The sequence below is a fragment of the Flavobacterium sp. TAB 87 genome (genome assembly GCF_001529295.1).
In the GTDB taxonomy this organism is placed as follows: Bacteria; Bacteroidota; Bacteroidia; order Flavobacteriales; family Flavobacteriaceae; genus Flavobacterium.
The window spans coordinates 1-24,590 of sequence record NZ_LLWK01000019.1 but is presented as its reverse complement, the minus strand read 5'-3'; the positions used below and the strand labels follow the sequence as shown (position 1 = coordinate 24,590).

The 24,590-nt window shown below is 31.6% G+C and carries 22 protein-coding genes; 13 read left to right on the top strand and 9 right to left on the bottom strand.

Features of this window, described 5'->3' with window-relative positions:
- Positions 1–86 precede the first annotated feature (86 nt).
- Both AP058_RS00575 and AP058_RS00570 read left to right on the top strand, forming a co-directional pair.
- Positions 87–515: a hypothetical protein gene (locus AP058_RS00575; RefSeq protein WP_066305579.1), complete on the top strand. Its 429-nt coding sequence runs from the start codon at positions 87–89 to the stop codon at positions 513–515.
- A gap of 57 nt (positions 516–572) precedes the next feature.
- Positions 573–1,052 (top strand): hypothetical protein, encoded by a 480-nt coding sequence (locus AP058_RS00570; protein WP_066305577.1) that lies wholly within the window; start codon positions 573–575, stop codon positions 1,050–1,052.
- Here AP058_RS00570 and AP058_RS16780 read toward each other — a convergent pair.
- A complete protein-coding gene (locus AP058_RS16780) occupies positions 1,042–1,182 on the bottom strand; it encodes a hypothetical protein (RefSeq protein ID WP_157492541.1) in 141 nt (46 codons plus the stop codon). The two genes, AP058_RS00570 and AP058_RS16780, sit on opposite strands and share 11 nt — an antisense overlap.
- Positions 1,183–1,286: 104 nt before the next feature.
- Between AP058_RS16780 and AP058_RS00565 the strand changes: the two genes are divergently transcribed.
- From AP058_RS00565 to AP058_RS16770, 3 genes are all read left to right on the top strand, one after another.
- Positions 1,287–2,090, top strand: coding sequence for a hypothetical protein (locus AP058_RS00565; protein ID WP_066305574.1), 804 nt, complete (start codon positions 1,287–1,289; stop codon positions 2,088–2,090).
- Positions 2,091–2,093: 3 nt separating this feature from the next.
- Positions 2,094–2,414: a hypothetical protein gene (locus tag AP058_RS00560; RefSeq protein ID WP_066305572.1), complete on the top strand. Its 321-nt coding sequence runs from the start codon at positions 2,094–2,096 to the stop codon at positions 2,412–2,414.
- A 396-nt stretch (positions 2,415–2,810) separates the two neighbouring features.
- Positions 2,811–3,161: a hypothetical protein gene (locus AP058_RS16770; protein WP_157492537.1), complete on the top strand. Its 351-nt coding sequence runs from the start codon at positions 2,811–2,813 to the stop codon at positions 3,159–3,161.
- Positions 3,162–3,240: 79 nt separating this feature from the next.
- On the opposite strand, the gene AP058_RS00550 is transcribed toward AP058_RS16770, so the two are convergent.
- A complete protein-coding gene (locus AP058_RS00550) occupies positions 3,241–4,503 on the bottom strand; it encodes a redoxin domain-containing protein (protein WP_066305561.1) in 1,263 nt (420 codons plus the stop codon).
- A 761-nt stretch (positions 4,504–5,264) separates the two neighbouring features.
- Here AP058_RS00550 and AP058_RS00545 point away from each other — a divergent pair.
- Both AP058_RS00545 and AP058_RS00535 read left to right on the top strand, forming a co-directional pair.
- Positions 5,265–5,462, top strand: a complete 198-nt coding sequence (locus AP058_RS00545) for a hypothetical protein (RefSeq protein WP_066305560.1) — start codon at positions 5,265–5,267, stop codon at positions 5,460–5,462.
- Between the two features lie 669 nt (positions 5,463–6,131).
- Entirely contained in the window at positions 6,132–6,380 is a 249-nt protein-coding gene (locus AP058_RS00535) for a hypothetical protein (protein WP_157492535.1), read from the top strand.
- A gap of 175 nt (positions 6,381–6,555) precedes the next feature.
- Here the strand turns inward: AP058_RS00535 and AP058_RS00530 are convergent, their stop codons facing one another.
- The 3 genes from AP058_RS00530 to AP058_RS00520 are packed head-to-tail and all read right to left on the bottom strand — an operon-like array spanning position 6,556 to position 14,106.
- The gene (locus AP058_RS00530) at positions 6,556–7,269 is read right to left on the bottom strand and encodes a hypothetical protein (RefSeq protein WP_066305554.1); all 714 of its coding nucleotides are present in this window, start codon (positions 7,267–7,269) and stop codon (positions 6,556–6,558) included.
- An 11-nt stretch (positions 7,270–7,280) separates the two neighbouring features.
- Positions 7,281–13,655, bottom strand: a complete 6,375-nt coding sequence (locus AP058_RS00525; protein ID WP_066305547.1) for an RHS repeat-associated core domain-containing protein — start codon at positions 13,653–13,655, stop codon at positions 7,281–7,283.
- Positions 13,656–13,662: 7 nt separating this feature from the next.
- Positions 13,663–14,106, bottom strand: a complete 444-nt coding sequence (locus AP058_RS00520) for a T9SS type A sorting domain-containing protein (RefSeq protein WP_066305544.1) — start codon at positions 14,104–14,106, stop codon at positions 13,663–13,665.
- 389 nt (positions 14,107–14,495) lie between these two features.
- Between AP058_RS00520 and AP058_RS00515 the strand changes: the two genes are divergently transcribed.
- Together AP058_RS00515 and AP058_RS00510 are read left to right on the top strand one after the other, a co-directional pair.
- Positions 14,496–14,951 carry a DUF4113 domain-containing protein gene (locus AP058_RS00515; protein WP_066305540.1) on the top strand — a complete coding sequence of 152 codons (456 nt, stop codon included), beginning with the start codon at positions 14,496–14,498 and terminating at the stop codon, positions 14,949–14,951.
- Positions 14,952–14,967: 16 nt separating this feature from the next.
- Entirely contained in the window at positions 14,968–15,315 is a 348-nt protein-coding gene (locus AP058_RS00510) for a hypothetical protein (RefSeq protein ID WP_066305539.1), read from the top strand.
- A gap of 211 nt (positions 15,316–15,526) precedes the next feature.
- Here the strand turns inward: AP058_RS00510 and AP058_RS00505 are convergent, their stop codons facing one another.
- From AP058_RS00505 to AP058_RS00495, 3 genes are read right to left on the bottom strand one after another with little or no spacing between them, the layout of a single operon-like run.
- The gene (locus tag AP058_RS00505) at positions 15,527–16,816 is read right to left on the bottom strand and encodes a hypothetical protein (RefSeq protein ID WP_066305537.1); all 1,290 of its coding nucleotides are present in this window, start codon (positions 16,814–16,816) and stop codon (positions 15,527–15,529) included.
- Positions 16,800–18,980, bottom strand: a complete 2,181-nt coding sequence (locus AP058_RS00500) for a peptidase domain-containing ABC transporter (protein ID WP_066305536.1) — start codon at positions 18,978–18,980, stop codon at positions 16,800–16,802. Before AP058_RS00500 ends, AP058_RS00505 begins: the two co-directional genes overlap by 17 nt.
- Positions 18,973–20,571, bottom strand: a complete 1,599-nt coding sequence (locus AP058_RS00495) for a nucleotidyltransferase domain-containing protein (RefSeq protein ID WP_066305534.1) — start codon at positions 20,569–20,571, stop codon at positions 18,973–18,975. Before AP058_RS00495 ends, AP058_RS00500 begins: the two co-directional genes overlap by 8 nt.
- Positions 20,572–20,763: 192 nt before the next feature.
- Between AP058_RS00495 and AP058_RS16765 the strand changes: the two genes are divergently transcribed.
- The 4 genes from AP058_RS16765 (at position 20,764) to AP058_RS00475 (ending at position 23,999) form a co-directional block, all read left to right on the top strand.
- Positions 20,764–21,441, top strand: coding sequence for a hypothetical protein (locus AP058_RS16765; protein WP_066305533.1), 678 nt, complete (start codon positions 20,764–20,766; stop codon positions 21,439–21,441).
- A 215-nt stretch (positions 21,442–21,656) separates the two neighbouring features.
- Positions 21,657–22,013, top strand: a complete 357-nt coding sequence (locus AP058_RS00485) for a hypothetical protein (RefSeq protein ID WP_157492533.1) — start codon at positions 21,657–21,659, stop codon at positions 22,011–22,013.
- A 104-nt stretch (positions 22,014–22,117) separates the two neighbouring features.
- The gene (locus AP058_RS00480) at positions 22,118–23,545 is read left to right on the top strand and encodes a TolC family protein (protein WP_066305527.1); all 1,428 of its coding nucleotides are present in this window, start codon (positions 22,118–22,120) and stop codon (positions 23,543–23,545) included.
- On the top strand, positions 23,535–23,999 hold the full coding sequence (locus tag AP058_RS00475) for a GNAT family N-acetyltransferase (RefSeq protein WP_066305525.1): 465 nt from the start codon (positions 23,535–23,537) through the stop codon (positions 23,997–23,999). The genes AP058_RS00480 and AP058_RS00475 overlap by 11 nt, the downstream gene beginning before the upstream one ends.
- A 163-nt stretch (positions 24,000–24,162) precedes the next feature.
- On the opposite strand, the gene AP058_RS00470 is transcribed toward AP058_RS00475, so the two are convergent.
- Positions 24,163–24,489 carry a hypothetical protein gene (locus AP058_RS00470; protein ID WP_066305522.1) on the bottom strand — a complete coding sequence of 109 codons (327 nt, stop codon included), beginning with the start codon at positions 24,487–24,489 and terminating at the stop codon, positions 24,163–24,165.
- Positions 24,490–24,590 lie beyond the last annotated feature (101 nt).

Genomic DNA, 24,590 nt, shown 5'->3' with positions numbered 1-24,590 from the left:
ATTGGCAGTAACGGCGCACTAATCGAGTCAGAATTGGCACACCATATTAAAATGCTTGTATTCTATAACCTAAAAGATTTAAAAGAATGGAGAACCACGTTAGCTACAAAGTAACCTTCAAAGAAACCGCCGACGAATGGCTGTTCCAGTACCGCGAATCCGATCGAGTAATTCACGCCTTTTTCAACATCAAAGGGAAACGAGTTTTAAAGTTGTTGCAAGCCGTTCAGTTTCCTTGTACCATCGAAGACATGGAAAAATGGTCGCAGTACAAAAAAGTAGTTACTATAGAATTGGTTATAAACGATTACTCGTTCGAAACGTTTTGGGCAAAGTACAATTTGAAAGTCAAAAAAGAAGCTTCGCAAAAAGCCTACGACAAATTAAATCTGGTTGAAAAAATTAAGTGTTTCAATGCCCTTAAAAAGTACGATGAATTTTTAGCCAAAACAGGTCAGGCTAAAGCGCACGTAGTAACGTGGCTCAATCAAAAAAGATTTAATGATGAGTATTAGTGACAAAATATATTCATTTATAAATAGACTTATTATATTTGAATTTAAAATTTTTATATGAAAAACTCATTAGAAGGCAAAAAACAATCATGGGATGGAATGTTTTATAGCATACAAAGAATAGATTTATTAATAATTTCAATTTGTGGAGCGGGTATTTATGTATGCCTTGAAACCATCAAACATCTGTCAGCAAATAAAGATTTTTGCACTTGTACATGCTTTATAAAGATATCAGCCGGAATGTTCTTAGTAGGCATCATTCTAAATTTTTTATCGCAACAGTATGGATACAAGGCAAATTATGAAAGCTATCTAATGTATGATTGTGAAGTTGAAGTAGATGAAATTAAAAGCCTAGAGACAATCACTAAAGAAAAAAAAGAATTACTACTTAAACTGGATTGTGATAGTAAAGATTATGACAAGAGATCAGATCGTTTTTCAAACCTAACAACCAACCTCAACTACTTTAGTATGGGGTTTATGTTCTTAGGTTTGATTTTTACTTTTATATTTTTTGTCATTACCTTTTAGGTGGTCTAGGCGTTCCTTTTTGCTCTCGACCCTCCCCTTGACCTGGACTTGGTTTAGGACTTGGTGTGGTAGGTCTTGATGGAGTTGGCTGCGGTCTTTGATTTGGTCTGGGTATCTGTTTGTCAGGCATTATAGTATTGATTTAATTAATAAAATTTAAAATTAGTTCTTTTTAAGTGACAAATATGTATCATTGGTAACAAATTCCTACATTTGAAATCTTAAATAAGTGCAATGACATTCCCAGATATAATTAAGGAGTTTTTTAACTCAACAAAAGAGAGACTTAAAACTCCAATTTCAGGTGCATTTCTGTGCTCATTTGTAATTTACAATTGGAGGCCCGTACTTCTATTACTATTCTCTAATGCTTCAATCGAGGATAAAATCGTTATAATTAATCATGAATATTGCAGTTTTTGGGCAATATTTTTCCCTGCCCTTATTGCCCTTCTTTATAGCTTGTTAATTCCTAAAATAATGCTTTCTATTGACAACGATCTGTCAGAAACTAAGAAAAGTAGAGTTGATAACATTTACGACGTTAAAAGTCATACCATGATTAAAAAATTAAAATTTGCTGCACAGCAATTTGACTTAAAGAATATAGAAACAGGAAATAAGCAAATTGACGACTTCCAAGAACAAATAAAAAACTTAAAAGAAAGTAATGAGCAAATCAGTAATTCACATAATAACGCAGTAATTCAATTGAATAATGAATTAAAGAACGCTAATAGTTTTAGTGAAAAGTTATTAAAGGAGTTAAATTCTCTCAAAATTAATGATAATGAAGATCAATATATTGCGGTTACACTAAATAATATCCCAAACGAGATTAAAGCAGATATTAGCAAAATAAAGTATTCAAAAAAAAGCGGTATAATTGATTTTTCAGAAAATAATGTATCCAATAATTTAATTAAATATATGGTTGACGTAGGAATAGCAAAAATGAATAAAAATGATAATAATATGTACATTACGAGCAAAGGTATTAATGTTTTACGCCATTTAAAACGATTATATAGCTTATAAATTATGAACAAAATAATCTTTCACATCACAACATTGCTAATCAGTTTTTTAGCACAGGCACAGTTCACACCTGGACAATTAAAAGAACTTACTCAAGAACAAGCAATGGCTTTCTCTAAGGAGATCGCAAACAATGCAAAAATGCCGTTGGAGTTTGTCGAAGCCAAAGAAAATACAAAAGGCAATTACTATGTTGTTAATTACGGCGGTGGGGATAAAAAACTAAAAGTGATCTTTAATGTTTTCTATAAAGGAGAATACAAAGCACTCGAAATTAAAGGCGAAAAGACCTATAAGTTTATCAAGTTTTTGGAACTTATTTAGATTTGTTTCCCACTTCGAAAAATACATTTAAGACAGATGCAGACCTTGAAAAAACAGTCGATGATTTTAGCTCTCAAGAATTAATTAATAATCTAGACAAAATCAACTTTAAACTAAAAGGACAAGAAGATCAATGGAGTATTACTGATTGGTCATAATATAAAAAACCATAAAAAAACTACGCAAATTGCGTAGTTTTTTTATGGTTAAAACTCAGCGTGGAATATACTAGAAAAAACGGTCAGCCTGACCACCACTTTCCAGTTTTTATTGACCATTACAATTTAATAATCAAACATCTTTTGAATTTGTTCCTATTACTCTGCAAATTAGAATCTAATATATATCATTTACTAAATATACTATAATTTACTGCTCACTTTAAATTGGAATTGGGTGGCCTATATAACTGAAATTTGCAGCAAATGCTCATATTTCAAAAATGAAGGAGGAGTTTATAGATGGCAAAATTATGGGTGCAAAATTTCTTGGACAAACAAATCGAAAAACTTTTCAAATTGGTTTCGCTCCAATAAAAATCTCCTACCGAAAAACAATATGTTAAATTTATTACCAGAAAAAAAAGGTTATTCTATAATTTTTTCAAGTTTGATAAGTAATGAATTTCCTGAATTAAAGAGCAAAAAATTTGTTGGTATGTTCGGTATGAGAATTACAGAGTTTAATTATTTTAAACATTTTGATGCACTTGTTTTCATTGGAAATGGAGAGAAAGTAAGTTACTAAAAATACTGCAGCCAACAGCTATGGCTTCGTTGCGCCTGAAAAATGAACAATGAAGCCTTAGCTGTTATGTGACGTAATATTATCTGCAAAGTTTCTTATCTAATTCTTTCCGAATTTCTTCTACTGTCGGGTTTTTCGCTAAAATTATTCCCTCTGCATCGATAAGGAACATTCCACCACCGCCACCATCCACTCCATATTTCTGCCAAATTGAATTTTGTCGATCAAGTTCCACCAAAATTAACCACGGCCATTTCTCTTTATCAAGAAATTTAACCAATCTGTCAGTATTTTTAAATTCTCCAGCAACTCCAATAATTGTAAAACCTTTGTCTTTATATTCATTATAAAGAGGAACCATTGTTCTACTTTTGGCTATACAAGATCCGCACCAAGTTGCCCATAAATCTATTAATGCAATCTTTCCATTTATTCTATCAGATATTTTAATGTCAACACCTTTTAAGTCAGGCGCTGAAAAATCTGTATATTTTTTATCAATTTTTACATTTTCTATAGCACTTATTAAATTATAAGCTAATTTATTATATGGATGATCTGGGTTTGCCGCTGAAAGTATTTGAAAAGACTTTTTTACAGAATTAATATCAATCGTTTCTTTGTTATATATCAAGCTGTTTAATAAAAATGAATATGACACAATAGTTGGATTATTTTCTATATATTCTCTCTGAAAGACTTTTTGCTTCTCATATATAGGTTTTATTTTATCTTCTAGCTCATTTGCTTTGGGACTTAAGCTTTGATTAGATTTTTTTAATTCATCGAGTTTGTTATAAATAACTAATTTTTCATCTTGATTTTTAGCCTCTTGTAATTCTATATATAATTTTTTCGCTTTCTTACTAAGAAATTCGTCGCTTAAATATAGTGCGTTTATACTATCCTGAAGTGGTTGCATTTTAGCATTAAATTTTTCATCAAAACTTTGTTTAAATTTTTTATACTCAGCATTTAGTTTTCCTCCTTCAATAATATTTTTATCAAATTCCAGTTCAGGATAAATAGTTAAGTTAATTTTCTCATTTTCAAGAAATAATGGCATAGGTCTATATCCTCCATCTTTGACGCTTTGCGTAAATGCAAGGCTCACAGCTTCGGTGTTTTGAAGTTTTTCCTCGTAATAAAATTTTCCGTCAATTACAGGAATCTCAATTATTGAATCAAATCTATCATCTTGGGTAGGCTTAATCAACATAATTGATTTCGGATCTGTTCCAATTACTTTTCCAGTAATTTGTAAGACTTGCCCATTTCCAGATGAATACTTAAATAAAAATATTATTATTAGAAATAGAGTAAATTTTGTAGTTAACTTCATTGTTAATTGCGTTAGGTTATTGAAATCTGGAAGTTCTTAAATTATGTCACACAACGTCATTTCGTCTACAAACCCTTCCACATTTCTAATCGAACTTCATTATGAAGTAAATGTAATCCATTTCCGTAACAATAATTCCTTCTATTAAAAAATACATCCACAATTATTTCAAATTTTATAACCGAGTAAAAGGCTTAAAAATGAAACTCATTGCACCAATAAAAGAAAGCCGTGCGTTTTAAGTACATTTTCAACATATATAGGTCAATGAGATTAAAAATTCGTTTGAGATTATAAGCTCTATATTTATTAGCCCAAAACGAAGAAAAAAAGCAAACAAATTTATTTATCAAAGTTAGCGAGTGCGAATAAATCCCTTTTTTTGTTCCTCAAAGATGTTTTACTTCAGGATCACTTTAACTGTCTGCTTGTCCAATTCTAAAATAATTTTTATTTCATTTTTAAAATTTTTATTTCAAATTAATTATTTAAGACTATGAAATGCAAAATATTATCATGATCATAATTGTAAAAACTTCATTTTAAATCAAGATGAGGACTTAAAAAAATCTCGAATACTACTATGTTTATGAATCGAGACAATCAATACATATTCTCATAAAGAAAATTAACTTATAATATAAAATTTCACTATTTAACATTATTTGATTGCGTTGAAGAAAAATAAGCTATTCTTAAAGTAAAATATTTAAACTAACTTTACTTTTATTCAAAGAAGTCTAACTAAGTAATAAAACTATATGAAAGATTACGATGAACCTAGTGAAGAAACTAAAAATGAGTGGGAATATGATCCAAATAACTGGATTTGGGGAATGTTTTATTATAATCCAAAAGACAAAAGGTCTTATTTTCCAAAGAAAATTGAGGAGTTCGGATGGCACGCTAATTATGCAAATCCTAACTTCATTATCATAGTAGCCTTAGTAGTCCTCTAGTGAGTGTAGTGGAAAAAATGGTCAGCCTGACCGCCACTTTCCAGTTTTTACTGACCATTAAAATTAAATAATCAAAAATCTTTTGAATTCGTTTCTAATACTCTTAAAATTAGAATCTTACCGTCGATTACTAAATATACTATAATTTACTGCTCACTTTAAATTGGAATTGGGTGGTCAATATAACCGGAATTTGCAATTATCGCAAGAAAACCTGTTTAGCCAGAAAAACATTAAATCAAAAACAAAATAAATATTCTATTTACAATCAGAACCTGATTAAATATAGAAATGAAAGTATTTTCGAAAGTTCAATAAATTATACTACACCGCTTACTAAAATAATTCATAGCGAATTAAACGATTTAGAAAATTTGGACCTAATCTATAAAAATAGGATAGTAGATCAATTACTTTGGACAAATGGTAAATGATATGTTTAACTTAGAAAGCGAACTTTACTAATAATATTTCAGATTTCAAAATAGGTGAGACTTATTTAGTCTCACCTGGAATAATAGTTAAACTAAAAAGAATCCTGAATAGTTTTGATGGGTATGACCATTTTATTATTACTTGGAATTAATATAAAACCATAACTTTTATAAAAACTTATTGCGCTACCAATAAAAGAGTCAACAATAACAGCTAATACCCCAATATTGTTAGATGTATTTAGTTTTACCTAAAAATGTTACAAGAATAATATTGATGTCCGGTTTAATCTCATTAAGCTCTTGTGAAAAGGATGTTCCTAAATGTGATGATCCGCAAGTTATTGAAAGTGTCTCTTCAATATTAAATCAAAATAGAGATAATTTAGTTGATCAGTATGGTGACCATTCTATCGGTACAATTAGTAAAATATATAATGATAAAATAAAAAGTATAATAACTCCAAATGGACGAAAATCTTGATAGTTGTAGATGCGAGGGATCATTAGTTAAAGGCAATAAGTCAGCTGATATAATATATAGCGCTCAAAAAAATTATTCAGCCGAATTTATAGTGAAAGTAGACAATGTTCGTACTCTTATAGATGTACTTTAAATATTAATTCATTCCAAAAGTAAAATTTTACCAAAGTTATATTTAATTATTAATAGATAACTGCCCGTGATCATTTATAAAACTTACCTGCAACGGCAGATAGGCTAAATCTTTTGTCCCGTGTATAATGATAGAGTTGTCCTTTTGTAATATTTTTTTAAACATTACTAGAAAAAATTCCATTCCATTTGGACCCTCTTCTAAAAGTTTCTTCAAAACAATTTGATTGTTTTTTTCTAAAGTAAAATTAGCTTGCATCTTGTCTACTAAAAAATTAACCCACACTGCTGCTTTATAATTCTTACCAAATATTATAACTTCAGTTTCAATCATTCTGTAGTCTGCATTTAATTCCATTTCAAGTCCTTTATGATAAGCATATTCACTTGCGTTCAAAAGACTTTCATTTTTAAGTTCTTCTGCAGCAAATTGTAGCATTTCATAAGCAGTTTTCCAAATAAATTGCTTCTGTCCATCATAATTTAAACTTAGGAAAAAATCATAGTCAATTACTCTTTTATATGTGAACTGACCCCCATAATAATGTAAAAAATAGTCTTTTCCATAAGCCTTAATAAGTTTTATCGGATTTTCGTAAAAAAATAAATTAAGATACTTTATTTTTTTGCCTGTATATTTTTCACTTAAAAGACGATTCAATAAAATTGACAAAAATGTAAATTTATCGTTTAATTGGTTTATAGTATCAATACCATCATTAAAGCCAAATAAGGTTCTATCTATAACTAGTTTCATTTTTATTTTATTTATCGCGTTGGTTTAATTCTTACGCCGGTATCAAAATTCCTAGGATATGGATAAATCATTCCATTTATTTTCCAAGTTCCCGTAGTGTTAAAGTGTAAACTTCTTAAATATGTTTCATTAAGATGAGCTTGAAATTTCGGTACAACATTAGAAAACTTTGCAGTCGCTCCTTCTCCTGCCATTTTTAGGGATTGATTCATTCTAAAAAAATTTTCATCTGTAACACCAAATTTATATAAATTTCCCTCACCGTCAAATATTGTATAATTTCTACTCGGTGCCAATGATTTAGAAGATGTTGTGAATTCTATTGGATTATCTGCTACAGCCGTGTTACTCATATTAATCGGCTGTTCTTGTGTTGTTAAGGATTTTTGATATGACAATTGTGCATCATCTATAGAAGAATTTACATTGTCAGCAATAACTGAACTTTTAGGAGCACCAGTCATAACATTTAATCCTTGAGCTTGTGCTGTTTTATATCCTACATAACCACCAGTAAGCACTCCAACTCCCAAGTTCATAGCGAAACCTTCTCCAATATCATTTCCCTGGATGAAATTTACGAAACCACCTATCATAACGTTTGTAGTTCCACCATAAACTGCGCCCGAAAATGCTCCCGATACGGGAGCGTAGAGAGCCGCTGCACCTCCCAAATAACCAGATATCCCGCCAAAAACAGCACCTTTTAGCCCACTCATTGCTATTTGTCCCAGATTATCTCCATTTAATGCACTACCCACAACGCCTCCTACTAAACCACCACCTGCTCCAGCCCACATCGCTACAACTAAAGGTGTTGCTGTACCCATAGAAACGGTAATGACAACAACTGTTGCTACTGCTGCAACTACTGTCACAACAGTTTTCCAATTTTTACTCCACCATTCATCAAAATTTTCTCCCGACGGATCGGTATATTTCAATGGATTATTTAGAACATACCCATATCTATTATAGTTTTGAATATCAAGAGGTGATTGGATGTTATTATCCGGTTGTAGAAATCTACGTAATTTAGGATCATATATACGGCCATTCATATTAATTATTCCTACTGACTGTATATGTTCATGACCCGTATAACCTATATCTAAGATCGTAAGCCCTGTTAATCCTATGCCTGCTCCATTTTGAACCTGAGCAATATTACCCCACGCATCAAAAATGCGTTTCTCTAAAACTGAACCACTAGCATCGCTGATAGCTACAACGGTTCCCTGATAATCGCGTTGTAAATATAAAAAGTTTTGTGTAGTACCATCACTTTTTAATACAATTGAAGAGTTATAAGCATTTCCCCCAATATAAGTAATAAATTCTATCGCTCCAGTAGAACGATTTTCTTTTATTTCCATGGTACCATCAGCAGAATAATGCTTGCGATATTGTCTTAAAAGTTTATCATCTTGTAAACCTCCGTAATACATTACGCTTCTATTGTTGTAATCGTTATAAGTAAAACTTACTTTGTCAACTCCGGTTTCTTCTATTTGAACAGGACTCTTAAAAGTATTATATGTAATATTTAGTGTAGGTCTTCCTGTATAATATAGTACCGCATTAGGTACTAATGATATCGAACTATTTTGATAGGGTTGATTTGGAATTGCATAATTATAAGTTCCCAAATTGTTTTGAATTATGCGCCCTTTATCATCATAAGCTTGCGTTTCTTGTGCTCCTAATGTATTTGTAAATTCAGTTAGGCGATCCAGTGTATCATATTTAAAACTTTCATTCCATGAAAATAAATTATTTGATCTGCTGGTCAGATTCCCTTTTAATGCATCAAATACAGTAGTTAAAGTAAGTAAGTTAGTTGCCGGAACTGTGCTTTTGTCATATTTAATCTGAGATGGGAATCCATATGAATCAAAAGTATTTGTAATGGCAATTGGACCACTTAGACCACTTGTTAATTGCCCTCTTGCGTTTACTACATTTGTTTGCCATAAAACAGCACTGTTTGAATCATCTAAAATTTGCCAGGCAGCACCATTTTTATAAATGTTTCTTACTGCTCTTGAGCTACTTTTTCCTAAAGTTGTGGCAGTACTTGTTGTTTTATCCACACGACCAAATGCATCATATGTCAAATCTTTAGTAAAGCTTGCAAATGGAGTAGTTTCTACTGATTTGATTATCCTTTTAGAACTGTCATAAGTCAATGTATTAATAATTGTACTTGTACCTTCCAATAGATTTTCAAACTTAGTATTCGTAAGAAGTTTACTTGTTGTGTCGTATGTATAAGTTGTTTTGGAATTTGTTAAGTTCCCTGCAATTAATTTTTTAATTACTTTACCTTCGTTGTTTAATGTATAAGTGGTACTTCCATTTGGAGTAGTTTCTTTAGTTGTTTCTCCAAAAATATTATACTCGTAAAGATAAACACCAGCTGATGGATCGATTAACTTTGTTTTCCTTCCCCATCCATCCTGTTCGATTGTAGTTACAATTCCATCAAAACTTGATGATTTCAAATTTCCATCGGCAAAATAAGTGTAATTAATTGTTCCCCCAGGAGTTTCTGTTAGCGATATGATATTTCCGACTGCATTTTTTGTTGTAGTTTTCGTTTTGCCATTTTCACTTACAGTGGTATTCAAACCTGAATATGTAAAACTTACCAGATTTCCTGTATGTGAACTACTTGTAATCAATCTCCCGTAATTATCAAATGTAGAAATATTCCACCGAGTAGGACTTCCTCCAAAATAAGGTTCGCTTATCTGAATATTTCGATCAAAAATGTCGTAATTATAAGAGATATATGAAAAGACCCCATTTATATTTTTTGCGCCACTTTTAATTTTTCTTCCAAGGTCATCATATGTTTCTTCACTCGCACTGCCATCGTCTCCGATAGTATTTATTATGCTTTTATATGAACTTAAAGAATATACGTAATTGTTGGTTTTGCCTAAATAATCAGTTGTTTTAATTTTTTGAAACCACGAATTATAATTATAAGTTGTTTTTATGCCATACGGATTTATTGTGTAGTTTAAAGTACCGTTATTTAAATTGTAATCATAGGTAGTGGATAAATTCTCAACATCAGTACTTTTAGTTAAAAATCTACCGGAAGTATCATAAGTATATTTAGTAACTCTCGGCACTACTCCAGTTGCCAAAATTGATTTTTGAGTTATATTTCCGTATGCGTCGTAAATATTGTCTTCAATGAGGTAATCAGTCCCTGTTCCTTTTTTCTTAACCTGAGAAAGCAATTGATTCGCATAAGCATAAATTTCTTCACTTGTTGTGGTGTCACCGCTGACTACTACAGTTTGCGTTTTCTTTGTTGGTCTTCCAATATAATAATTTGCTCCAGTAGGCTGGTTATCATATTCAAAATCGGCCGTGTTAGTGTGTATTACTGTAGTACCTTCTTTTACTTTTAAGATGGCTCGAGTAGGATTACTGTAGGAATCATAAGTACTAATAGTTTCTGAATTTATATTTTCTAAACTATTATATTGCAAGGCAGAAGCACTTTGTAACTTAAAGACCTTATTAGGTAATAATTGACTCGTATAGGTAACAGCAGTTTTATTTATGTAAATACTTGGACTTGATCCTGATGCGCTAACATATCCTAAAACCGTATAATTTTCCACGTTAGCTCCCCTTAGACTCATATCATTCTTTGAAAAATTTGAAGTTATTGGGCTAGAATCATCAAACCAATTTGTTCTTGATGTAGTTCTGAATCCCAAGAAGCCTAATCCTTCAACGTTTGAAACTGCACCATAATAGCTAAGTAGTTGCTTTTTATAAACTGTTGCACTTATTTTTTCTAATTTAGTTACCACCTCGAATGATGGAGCGCTAATTACATCAATATTAGGATAATTTTCTGTATATCCACTGTTTGAATAGATTGATCCAAAGTCCTGAGTAGAACCTGGACTTAGGGGTTTATAGGAAATGGATTCTGTAACGCCGTTACCCTTTATAATTGATCTTAATAACTGCTCTTTACTAAAATCTTTTGTAGAATTAAAAGTATATATTTTATTATTTAAAATATATGCTAGTTCTAGTTTTCTATTAGGTTGACTGGATGAAAGAAAAATTGGCAGAGCATTTGGTCCTAATTCTTGATTTGTAATAGTGCCACTATAATAGTTACCAGGAGTGTCTGAAAATATTCCTCCACCCTTGTTAATATAGCATTTTACACCAAGCCCACCAGTATTCAAAATTCTATAAGAACCAGCAAGCAATAAATCGGTTTTTCCATCATTGTTATAGTCTGATGGAATTATATTATAAGTATTATTATTGTTATTAGCCGGGAAATTAAAATAGGTCTGGGTTTCTTTAACAAGATTTACACCATTGGAAGTATATTTATACCACTCCGAAGATCCAGTAGCCTTTGGAATAATAAAATCCGATTTACCATCTCCGTTGTAATCACCCATCAAAATAGGCTTATCAATGGCTATATTTGAATCTACAGGGGAAGTCTGATGTAACATAACAAATTGCTTATTATCATCTAATTTATATATTTTTACAATTCCTGTATCAAATACATACAAATCTGATTTACCATCTCCATTAAAATCTGCAACTAAAAATTTGCTAGTACTGGTAACTGACAAATAACCTGCAGCATTCACAAAGTTGCTTGGTATTCTTTGATCTAAATTAATAAAAAACGTTCTTCCTCCATAATATGTTAATGAAGTAGTAGTACATCCGGAATGATAGGGATAAGTAAAAGATTTTTCAATAGCTATAACATCTGTGATTCCATCCCCATTAAAATCTCCACTTACAAATGATCTCGGAATATCTCTTTCATAACGCACCTCTATAGGATCATTCGGTTTGGTTGGGGGTGGCCGTAATTTATCAATTGTATTTAATTTTTGTTCAGGAGTAACTCCATCACATTGATAAAAATAGTTTAAAACAAATTTTGGAAAAGTGTATATTTTTTGATCCTGCTGAATAATTCCGTACGCGGCCAAAGCATAAGTTGTAAAACTATTTCCTCGTACAGCTGTCCACCCTTGCAATGGCATCAATTTGTTATTATAATTAACATAATTGACGGCAAATATTTCATCAAAAGTACCTATATCATGTTGCCAGCCTATATCTAGCGACGAAGAATTTACATCTGAGAAAATCCAATATTTTTTTTTAGCACCAGTGCCTGTAGTGGGATAAAGTATAAAATCCATACTACCGTCCCCATTAAAGTCACCCGAAACGGTTGCAGCATTTGAACCAGTAATATTTCCAACACTTAAACTAGTGGCAATTGAAATGGGTGAACCAACTATCGCTTCCGCTGTTGTATTATACGTAAAAACAGTTGGATTGTAGCTTTTTGTTCCATCACCACTTGTCTGTGTAATACTTGTAAGACGTTCATAACCTAAAGATGTCGTTTCATGATTCAGTAAATACTTACTAAAAGACACATTGTTGGTATACGTAATTATTTGACTCAGAATTGTACTTCTAATAAGGCGTTGCGCACCAATATATACATCCTCTTGCCTTTGACGTGCTTTGTATAAAAACTGAATGTCATTAATTGGGGTAACACTGCCAATTGTACCATATTTGATTGAAGAAATATTAATAATATTATTTACTTGAGTATAAGAATAAGTTATGCGAACTCCCTGAGGATTTTCCCAGTAAGAAATAGCCCAGTCTGTTACAGACCTTGAAACTCCGGAAACTCCATAGAAAGCCTTAGAACCATCTGGATATTCAACTTTAAAAGAAGCTGGACCATAATTTGCTCCAGCTGGATGAATTCCAATAGAGGTAATCTTAACATTAGAGAAGTCTTCTGTTTCATAAACAACATTATCTCCGCCATATGTTCCAGTTGTGCCAATCTTTATAACCAATCTTTGACCATCTAAGGCAAAACGATCCAAAGAATTGAAATCAACCGGATCAATTGTTCCATCATGAAATTTAGTAGATGGTATTCTTGTTATTGATGAAATTCCTGAAATATTCCAACCATATCCTGCAGCACCATTTCCACCCTGACTAGTATAAAATAGACCAACTTTTGGAACAACTCCGTTGATTCCAGAAGGTACAGAAATAGGAATGTTATAATTTGCTGTTCCGCTACTAGAAACAGTCAATTCTCCTGGCGTAGATCCTACTTCAGGAGAATTTCCTGTACGAGCAGCAGCTACAGACATCGAGGAAGATTCTATTTTAGAAAAATTTAATTCAACATTTTTATTCCCCTGAGAAATTTCAGTCTTCGTAATTCGGGTTGTTCCTTTTACTAAATTATCAGCATTTTCTTGTGCTTGAGTATAAAAAGAGATAATAAAAAGTAGTAAAGAAAAGTAGAGTTTCTTCATGATATAATTATTTCTTAATTATTTTAATTGTTTTTTGGTCTCCGTCATTATAAAGCAGAGTAACCATATAGACACCTGCAGGGAAGCGACTAAATGATATACTTTGCGAACTTTCTGTAGTTAATTTAGTATAGGAATCTATAACTTGTCCAGTCAATGTAAAAACTTGGATTGACTTTACATCATTCGCAGAAATTATTTGCCAAGTAAGATATAATTCTTCTTTTACGGGGTTTGGATAATACGAAATAGCATCATTTTCAGAAAATTTAAGTAAATCCTCTTTAACAAGAGCTTCAATCTCTTTTATTTCCTTCGCTGGTTTTCCTGTACAAGAGATACATATTATTCTAGTAATTTGATTTCCTGCAGAATCATAACTAAAATTTAATTGTTGCGCATTTGCTATAACACTAAATAAAAATATTATAAAAAGTAGTTGTTTTTTCATAAACCATTGTATTAGAAAATAATATGTGACAAATTTCATTTAAATATTATATCTTAAACAATACCCACTTTTAGTGATTAACAGTTAAATTTTCAAAGAACATTCCATTTCACTTATTTATAGAATTTATCCATCAATAACTTAATTCAAAAACAAAGCAAAAATTTCCCATAAAAGTATTGTCTCTATTATTGAATTTTTCATAACCTCCAAACGGGCCAGCATAAAACTGAACATATAAAGATTCGTTTAAATGTATGAGAAAATATTATGTTCGAAAATTTTAAGGGATATACTGGAAAAAACGGCCAGCCTGACCACCACTTTCCAGTTTTTATTGACCATTAAAATTTAATAATTAAACATCTTTTGAATTCGTTGCTATTACTGTGAAAATTAGAGTCTTATTAGCATACTATCATTTACCAAATGTACTATTATTTACTGCTCACTTTAAATTGGAATTGGGTGGTCAATATAACTGGAATTTGCACTATGGAACCAAAACTATTAAAATACCTTTTCCAACTTCATCCACTTTTGAGATCATCAAGTATGCGTATTTAGCGTTAGATTCTATTTTCAAAGAAGGATATAATTACAAAAAAGCAGGCGTTATTATAACGGGAATATCAGGAGATACAACACAACAACTTTCTATGTTTGAGTATGAAAATCCTAAACATAAAATTTTGATGCCAGTTTTAGATAAAATAAATTTGAAGTTAGGAGATAAAATAAAATTTGGCGGACAAGATTTAAAACAAAAATGGAAAATGAGACAAGAGCATTTATCGCTTTGTTATTCCAGTAAATTAAAAGATATTATAACGGTAAAATGTTAAACTTAAATTCAATTGTATGTGTTTTTTCACCCAACAATATGCAAGCGTTGAAAATCTAAAAAAACGATTCAATAAGAAAATGGATGATAATGAAAGTCTCTATCAATCTAATTTCATTAATGGATTTTCCTATCCAAATTTGCCTATTATTTTAGACAAAAATGCTGATATAATTACAAGTGATTATACTTGGGGTTTACTTCCTGTTTGGGCAAAAAATGAAGAGTTTAGAAAACATATTTTAAATGCAATATACAATTCGAACCTAAACTTGTTAGACCTTGATTTTGGTGTGATGTTGATGGCTCAAATATCCCTATACCACGATTCTGCCACAATATCATGCCAAGAAAAGTTAAACTAGTTAAACATCAGTAAATACAACTTAAATTTTACGCAGAAAATTTTTAAGCTCCAATAAATAAATCTCAACCAGCCACCAGTGCTTCATTATTTGCGTAATTAAAGGTCGAAATAATATAAAAATTTAGTACGCAGATTTTTTGCTGAATATCTGTTTTGTCTTGAATGGTTTATTGGGAATCACTACTTTGTATAAGAAAACCTGCGCTTTACTATTTTTCAATTGAGTTTTGAATATTACTGAAAATCCTTTGCAGTAGGCTTCTTTTTTTTCCATGGTACTCAACAGTTCCTTGCATATTGTACGAAAAATTTATTTTTTTGTTATGAGTTGTTTTTAAGTTAGGATCTAATTTAATGTTTATATAGTAAATAGTATCATGATAGACTTTTGATTTATTGTAAATTATCCCTTTTAAATCACCATATTCTTTAGATGGAAAATCTCGAAGTTTAATATATACAGTATCTTTATTTCGCATTTTTCCATACCCATTTGCAGACATTACCCCTCTGGCATATACATTTTCAACTTTGGGCAAAATTATAAAGAGCTGGGATTCTTTTTTTATATATTGTGTAGAATTAAGAAATGGCTGGTAATATTCTAGTGTACCTGAAATTGGTGCAGTTATGGTAAAATTATATTCCCAGTAATCTATAGCTGTTTTCAGTTCATAAAAAGCTTTTTTGACATTAAATAAGGCTGATGCTACAAGCTTTTCCCTGTCCTTTTTCAGCAATGAAATTTCATCACTTAATTCTCCTGTATTATGAACTAAGTCCTGATCATTCTTATCCATTAACAGGGATTTTTCTTTCATATCGAGCAATGTAATTTTTGAATTGTCAATTCTGTCTCGTACAATTGCCTGGGCATCAAAGAGGGCCAAATCAGTCTCGTATGAATTATTGATTATGTCTGATTTATCGCTAAATACTTTTTTAGCTCTTTGTAAAATTTTTTCCCGCTCTGTATTTCTGTATAATTTGTTTTGAATGTTGCTAATTTTTTGCTTTGCAAGGTCAATTTTCAAAGTGTTTTCACACTCGATTACTGCAAGCAGAAAATTATAATAGATTTTTTGTATTTCACCTAATTTCAGGGTTTTGTCAAACTCTACAGCTATCGATTTTTCAATATTATTACTATCGATTTTTCTTAACTGATTTTTTAATTTCATCAAATCAGAATAATCAGTTGTACTTTTTATCAACGCTAAAAGAGCCCCTTTTTTGACAAAAGTGTTATCTTTAATCAGCAGCTCTATCTCTCCGCTTGTCGGAGCATATATATTATTTGTCTGGTTTTTGGAAACAATAAAAGCTTTTCCGATAATTTTTTCCGGGTATTTTATCACATTACTGATTAAGATGCTTATCAGAATAAAGGAGATAATAAAATAAATGACTTTTTTATAGTCAATTAAATTGGTTGCCAATGATATCTCTTTGAGTTCTTCAGACTGGTACTTATCTATACTGTTACTTATTTTGTCCATCAATTTGGGATTTAAAGAGATTATAGAAAAAAGTTTTCTTTTGTACTAATTCATCATATGAGCCATATTCTAAAATCATCCCTCTGTCAATCATGATAATAAAATCCGCACATTTTACTGTTGATAATTTATGTGACACCAGAACGATAGTCTCTTTTTTTAGTTCATTGGCAAAAACATCAAGAATTTTATTCTCACTATAGGAATCTATTGCATTTGTTACTTCATCTAATAGTAGAAATTTAGGGCGTTTATAAAAAGCCCTAGCCAGCAGCAGTCTTTGTTTCTGTCCCTGGCTTAAACCCTTTCCTCCTTCACTGAGTCTCGTATTAAGTCCCTCTGGGAGGAGATATATCTCCTCTTTTAAATTGGCCAAAGGTAAAATTTCTTCAACACGTTCCAGACTGTATTGATGCTCGTCTGAAAGTACAATATTGTTTAAAATTGTATCATTATACAAAGTGCTTTCCTGAAATACAGTTCCTGTATTTTGTCTTATAAATTCATTATCAAACGATCGCAGATTGCTTTTTCCTAAATAAATCTCTCCTGAATATTCATCATATACTTTGGACAATAATTTTAAGATGGTACTTTTTCCTGACCCACTTAAACCAACTATCGCTGTGGTTTTATTTTCAGGAATCGTAAATGATAAATTGTACAATACTACTTTTGAGGCTCCTTTGTATCTAAAACTTACATTTTTGAAAATTATATCGTTGTTTTCTTTATCAAATTTACCTATCAAATATTTGCTTTTTACCTGCTCTTCAGGCATGTTATTAATGTCATTTACCCGCATGAAACTTATAAAGGCAGACTGCGCCATTTTTATGAAATTTATTAATTCCATAACAGGAGTGCCTAACTGGCCAATTATAAATTGAATTGATATTAGGGTACCTAGTGAAAGATCGCCCTGGATAACAAGATAGGCTCCGTAGAATGTCAGACCGATATCTTTCATTCCATTAATGAAATCAGCGCCTAGCTGCTGCATTCTGTCTATATTTAGCAGTTTAACTTCAATTTTATATAGTGATCCCTGTATCTTTTCCCATTTCCATCTTTTGCTAAGGGAGTAATTATTTAACTTAATATCTTCAAAGTTTTTTAATATTTCAATCCAGGAACTTTGATTTTCTCCCATTAGTTGGTAATAGCTGATATCCATTTTTTTCCTAATCTGATAAAAAAACATAATCCAAAGAATATACAGCAGAGTAGCGAATAAAAAGATTAAGAATAAGATGCCGTCAAAGGCAAAAAGAATAATTCCGTATATAATAATAATCAGAGTTGACATAAAAATCGAAATGGCGGAATTTGAGATAAATTGCTGAATTCTTTCCTGATCTTTAGAGCGCTGCATTATATCTCCCATTAACATACTGTCAATAAAATTTACTGGCAGCGAGAATACTTTAATTAGATAATCAGTAACAATTGAAATTTTGATGCGGCTGGCAATGTGCATCGAAATTGAAGCCCTTATCCATTCTCCAACACTTTTAAAAATAAGCAATGAAATATTTGCAATCAAAACTATAGTGATAAAATCAAAATCATGTCCTTGAATCCCCACATCTATTATAGAACGGGTAATGAAAGGAAGGCTAGCATAAATTAAAGCCATCACAATCATTACAAGAAGTAGCTGGGAAAGGTTTTTTCTATACGGGCTCAAATGCCTCACTAAAAAATCAATTGCAGCCAGATAATTGGACCTGCTGTTTTTTAATTCATGAAATTTTTCAGAAACTTCCAGTATAATAATTTTACCTGTATTGTTTTCGTCTAGCCATCTTCTACGGAACACATTAATATCATAATCTACCAGCCCTTTTGCAGGGTCAGAGATGAAGAATCTATTTTTTTTTACCTTATATAAAACTGCATAATGGTTTTTGTCCCAATGAATGATAACAGGTCTGCTAAGCGATTCTAAATCAGACACAAATACGGAGTAAGCTACTGATCGAAATCCTATATTTTCAGCAGTTTGGCATAAGTCATATATCGAATAACCTTTTGATGTAAGGTTTTTATAGTAAGGGGTAATATCAATTATCTTGTTATAATATTTAGCTATTATCTTAATGCAGGTCAAACCACAGGTAACGGAATTCTGTTGGGGATAATGGGGGAAGTTTTTAATCATTTAATTCTATTTTTTTTACGATAAAAGGGATATAAGAAATAAGGCGATTATCAATAAAAAGGATGGAGAAAGTTTTAAAAATTATCTCTCTATAAAGGCTCCAGTATTTTTTATCCATTTCGCTTAAAACATCTGGAGCCAGATAAGCTTTATATATTGAAATATCTTTAATTTCACGAATCTGTTTGCTTTTTTTCATGATAGTTAAGACACTTTTATCAATGATGCTTTTTGAATTGTAGCTTTTTAAGAGCTTTTCTTTCTGGTCTTCATATGAAGTTTCGAATTTTTTTAAATTCTTTCTTCTGCTATCAAGGAGCTCTTTAGTTTTAAAGCTCAGTCCATCATCATAAGTGAAAACAAACCAGCAGTCAAAAAGATATTGCAAAAATGGACAGAACATATCAGGCCGCTCTGCAAACCATATATTTTTCGCTTCTTTTAGGAAATGCACAGCAAATTGAATCTGGTAAGAAGAATTGGAAAATCTTAATTTTTCTGTAGTCATCAGCTTTGAAATGCTGTAAAAAAGAGGAGAAAGTTTATCATATATTTTCTTTCCCGAAAAACGGTAAACCGGATCGTACTGACACGGGAAAAGAAGTCTGGAAATGTTTGATTGTCCAGAAATAAAAAGTTCCAGATGATCAATCAAAAATTTATTAATAAACTCTTTTTCAGTTTCTATGACCAGATAGATATTCTGCTCGGATTTATCTATGCTGACGGGCTTAGAAGAGAAAAAGTAGTACTTGATTTTTTTGTGATGTTCAGAATTTTGGAGAAACTCTTCCAAAATTTGTATGGTATGGTTTATGCGCTCAATATTGGAATCGGTATCCAGTTCAACAACAAGGTAGTCTTGGGAAACCTTTGAGAGAGTATTTGATTTGGAATAGTATGCCAGTAATCCTCCATGCTCTTTTAGAAGCTCTGTGGTTAAATTTACTAAGACCTCCCTATTTTTTTTTCCATAAATTTCAGCGGTTGCTGCAGTGAGTCTGTGGTAAAAGTTTTCATCCAGAGCTTTGATAAGCTTCATCCTGTATTTACCGTCACTACACCAGCTCCCGCTGACTTTCAGCTTGAACTGGGTGACTAAATCAATAAGATTCAGTATTGTATATAAAAATTCATCAATATCATCCGCCCCCATTACATCAAAAAGAAGAGATGTAATTTTTACCCTAGACATATAATTTTCATAGTCAGAAAGTGGTTTAGCTCCAAGCAATTTAAGCTCTTTTGTGTGTGGGATTAAATATTTTAAGAAATTTGTCTGGTCGAAAAGGATGTGGGCTTTCGAAATCATATTGACAAATGTTCCCTGTCCAGATATATAATCCACCCATAATATTTCCTGAAGGTTTTGCACCGGGATAATTATTGTTTGGAGTTTTAGACCATGAAAAAGAACCATTTCATTGTAGACATTATTTCTGTCTTTTGTAAAAATTATTATATCAATATCCGAAAATGCATTATTGGTGCCTTCAACATGACTTCCAGTAACCAAGCTTGCGTACTGACTGGGGTAATATTCGGAGAGGAATAGCAGGATTTTCTCAACTACTTTTTTACTTATTTTCATATATATACACCTACAAAAGGCATTTTTTAAAATCTTAGACTTTTTACTTTATATATGTACAATTTTATTTACATTTGTAAAAAAAAGTACAAAAATACGGATATTTTTTTTAGTTTTACAAAAAAAATAACAAGTGATTTTTGGTTAAAATATATAATTTTATAACATAACATTAACATAAATTTAAACTGTATGAATGACTTGAATTTTCCTGAGATTTCAAAAGAAATCCAGCAGAGTATTTACGGTGCTTGGGGTGGCTCCCAATCTGGGAGTAACAACGGTGGATGGTTTGATAATGGTGATGGAATTACTATTATTGGCGGAGGTTCTGGCGGAGGTTCTGGCGGAGGTTCTGGCGGAGGTTCTGGCGGAGGTTCTGGCGACTGGGGCGATGGCGGAAGTGATGGCGGAGGAGATCAGTGGAATCAGGGTGGAGGCGGAGGAGGAGAAAGTTCCCCAAATCCTGCTATCGCGGATGGTATACTTGAGAGTCCTAATGCATCTGAACTTTGGTGGCTATTTGCCAACACGAATCCAACCACACTTTCACTAATGGCACATAATAAAGATGTGGCACTTCAATATGGTCAACAGTTACCAGGTACTCTTGATGGCCAAGGTGATGCATTAAGGCATTCCATGTGGTCAGCAATGGACGCTGCGGATCTTGGACTTGTTAAAGCTAAAGAGTTTCACACACTTCATGAAACTTCTAACCCAGATGGATCCAATACGATGGACTTGCACAATAATGAATGGGGTTTTGAATGGTTTCAAAATCATGGCAACCCAGATGGACAACAATTTCAATTTGTACAAGATTTCTTGAACGCATGGAATAATGGAGAAATTCAAACTCATCCGTAAATATGATGAGAAATAATCTGCATAGAAGTTTTGGATATTCTTTTTTAATGTCTTTTCTATTACTATTTTCATGTAAAGGGCAGAGTGATCCGAAATGCCTAATAGTACTTAAAGAAAAACTTGCACCCCACGTCAATGAACAAAATAAGATTGGCGAGGTTATTAACCTAAAGAATGACGTGAATTGTTTTGAGTGGGACTCCCTGATTATAATAATGCCGATGTATTTAAATGATAAGGCAGTGAAGGAAATGGGAATTGAATTATCTAGTGATATTAACTATAAATGGGAAGCTGAAAGTTCAGCGATATTCCTTTTTGTGAAGGATAAGAAGGAGGTGCATTTGATGCTTCAAAAAGCAACAGTAAACAAAGACGTTTTTGATTCGGCTAAATCCATAAAATCTTATAGTTTTCTTCAGCTGCTTAATAACTATGGTAATGGCAGCTATTATGTTACCATTCCTAAAGAAAAAGCAGTTTTTGAAACTTATGCTATGATTTACCATGATTCAAATGGAGAAGAAATATTTAATCATAAATATGGTTTAGGCGTTAAAGTCAAGAAGTAACTATTACGATGGCTACTTGAGAACATTAATATAAACAAAGTATTATAACAATTCTAAATTTAAAAACAGGATATAACTATATCCTGTTTTTAAAATATTTCCCTATGTTCAGAATTTTTCTTATCACTCTCCTGTGTTTGTCAAATAACACTATATTTTCCCAAAAAACAGTCAAAATCGACGAATTTATAAGCAATTCAGAAAAATCAATTGAAGATTTAAAAATGGCCAAATTCGCCAGCCTCAATAAAAATGAGGATCGTTTATTCCGCAAAGGCTTTCTGCCGAATGTTGCATTGAACTTTACATTTCCTGCCTATAACAGATCTATATCGGAAGTTGCGCAGCCAGATGGTACTTTTGAATTCAGGGAGTCAAATTCGGCAAATTCAAGAGTCATCCTATCTTTATCTCAGAAAATACCATTAACGGGGGGGAAAATAACCATTTCTAATTCCTTAAATAGATTAGATCTCTTTGGATCACAAAGATCAACTTCTTATTCCGCATCATGGTTTGGAATAAATTTTTCCCAGTCATTAACCTTTTTTAATGATATGAAGTGGGAGGAGAAAATCCAGGAAGCCAGATATAATTATAATAATGTCATATACCTGCAAAAGCGTATTGAAATAAAAAAAACAGCAATAAACTATTATTTTGAACTGATAAAGTTTAAAAATCAGACAGCACTGCTGAATGCAGAGTGGAACTCCGCCAGCAAATATAAAAAAGTAATATCCAATCTAATTAGTGCTGGGAAAAGGTTGCCATATGATTCCATTGATGTGGAATTAAAGATTTTGGATCTAAATCGAAGTCAGGTTTTTCTCAAAAAGGGGGAGCTGTTAAAAATAAAATCTATAAATAGTTTTTTTAATTCTGATTTTCTCAATGATTCGGATAACTTGTTACTGCCTGGGTTAGCTTTTGATCTTCAAAATGCAGATGTTTACATCGAGAGATATCTGGAAGTTCATGAGATCCTTAGGCTAAATAATTTAACGGGGCTTCAAAAGGAGTTGAAACAGCTGGAAAGTAGCAAGTATTACTCAGCGAATTTAGCATTAGGAGTTGGATTTAATAATACTGCAGACCATTATCAGTATATATACCAAAATCCTAACCAAAGCCAGAATTTTACGATTTCATTAAGTGTCCCTCTTTTAGATTTCGGAAAGAGAAAAACGGAATATGAAATCAGTAAAGCTAAGTATGAAATAGAAAGTATTAATCTTGATCAGGATAAGAGGGACAGTATCGAAAAAATTAATCTCTTAAGTCAAGAGATAGCAGATTATTATGATGCTCTTAAAATTGAGAAATCAAGAGCCGACCTTCTGCAAAAAAAGTTAAGAATAATGGAAGCACTGCTTTTTAGCCAGAAAATTTTATATTCAGAATACTCTGATATTGAGCGATCAGTCTATGAGACAAACATGGATATAATGAATATTACCGAGGGGATTTACAATAAGATAACCGAACTTGAGAAAATAACTTTACTAGAAATTATAAAAAATGATAATTAGACTCGCTACACCTGCAGATGTACCGTCGATCCTGCCGCTTTTTAAAGAATTAGACGCAAAGCACTATGAAAATTGTGCAGATGTTAATAAAGAAATTAGCGATAAGCGCTATTTTATATTATTTGATAATTTTTTCAGACAGAACAGTAATCTGATTATTAATGTAGCTGAAGAGGATGATAAGATTTTGGCTTTTGCATTAAGTAAAATGACAGTCATAAAAGACAATTTACTTTTTGCCGATTCAGTTATTGCAGAAATTTTTTACCTGGCTGTTGATAAAAACTTTAAGCGAAGAGGAATCGGGGCGTTAATTATGTCTGACATGGAAGATAGATTAAGAAGTCAGGGTGTGGTTAGATGCGAAGCAAGGACTTTTAGTTTTAATGATGAAACCATTCCTCAGAAAATTAATTATAAACCGAAGTACACAGTTTTTGAAAAATATCTTTAATAATTAAATGTTCAGAATAACTTAGCTAAAGGATTTAAGACTGTATTCCTACGATTTCTAAAAGTTTTGAACCTAAACTTGTTAGATCTCGATTTTGTTATGTTTTTGATTATATTGAAACTTACTATGAAAGTGTAACCGTAAAGTATGTAGACCTATAAAATCAAACGTAAATATCAATATCTTTATCATCAGCGGAAATTTTAATATCGGCTAAATTGACAAGTAAGTTTTTAGCCAATTTTAAAATTTCTTCTTTAGAATACTTACTGTATTCTATTTCTTCATCTTCAAAATGAATATTAATGTAAGTAGTATTTTTTATTTTAGCTTCCATTTCTTCATCCATATAATCCGCAGGGTTATCAATTTCAACTCCGAAATAATCTATATCTACTTTGTTATTTTCAATTAAACAAAGAACTAATTTACAATGTCCTATTGATGGTAAAATAATTATCGCTGTAGATAAAATTAATGTGTGTACCATTTATATTTTTAATACAAATATAGGATGAGTTAAAATGGTGGTGATGTTATGTTCTTTACATTGAGCGATTTCTCGTCCATTGTGGTAGCCTTTGTCTACTA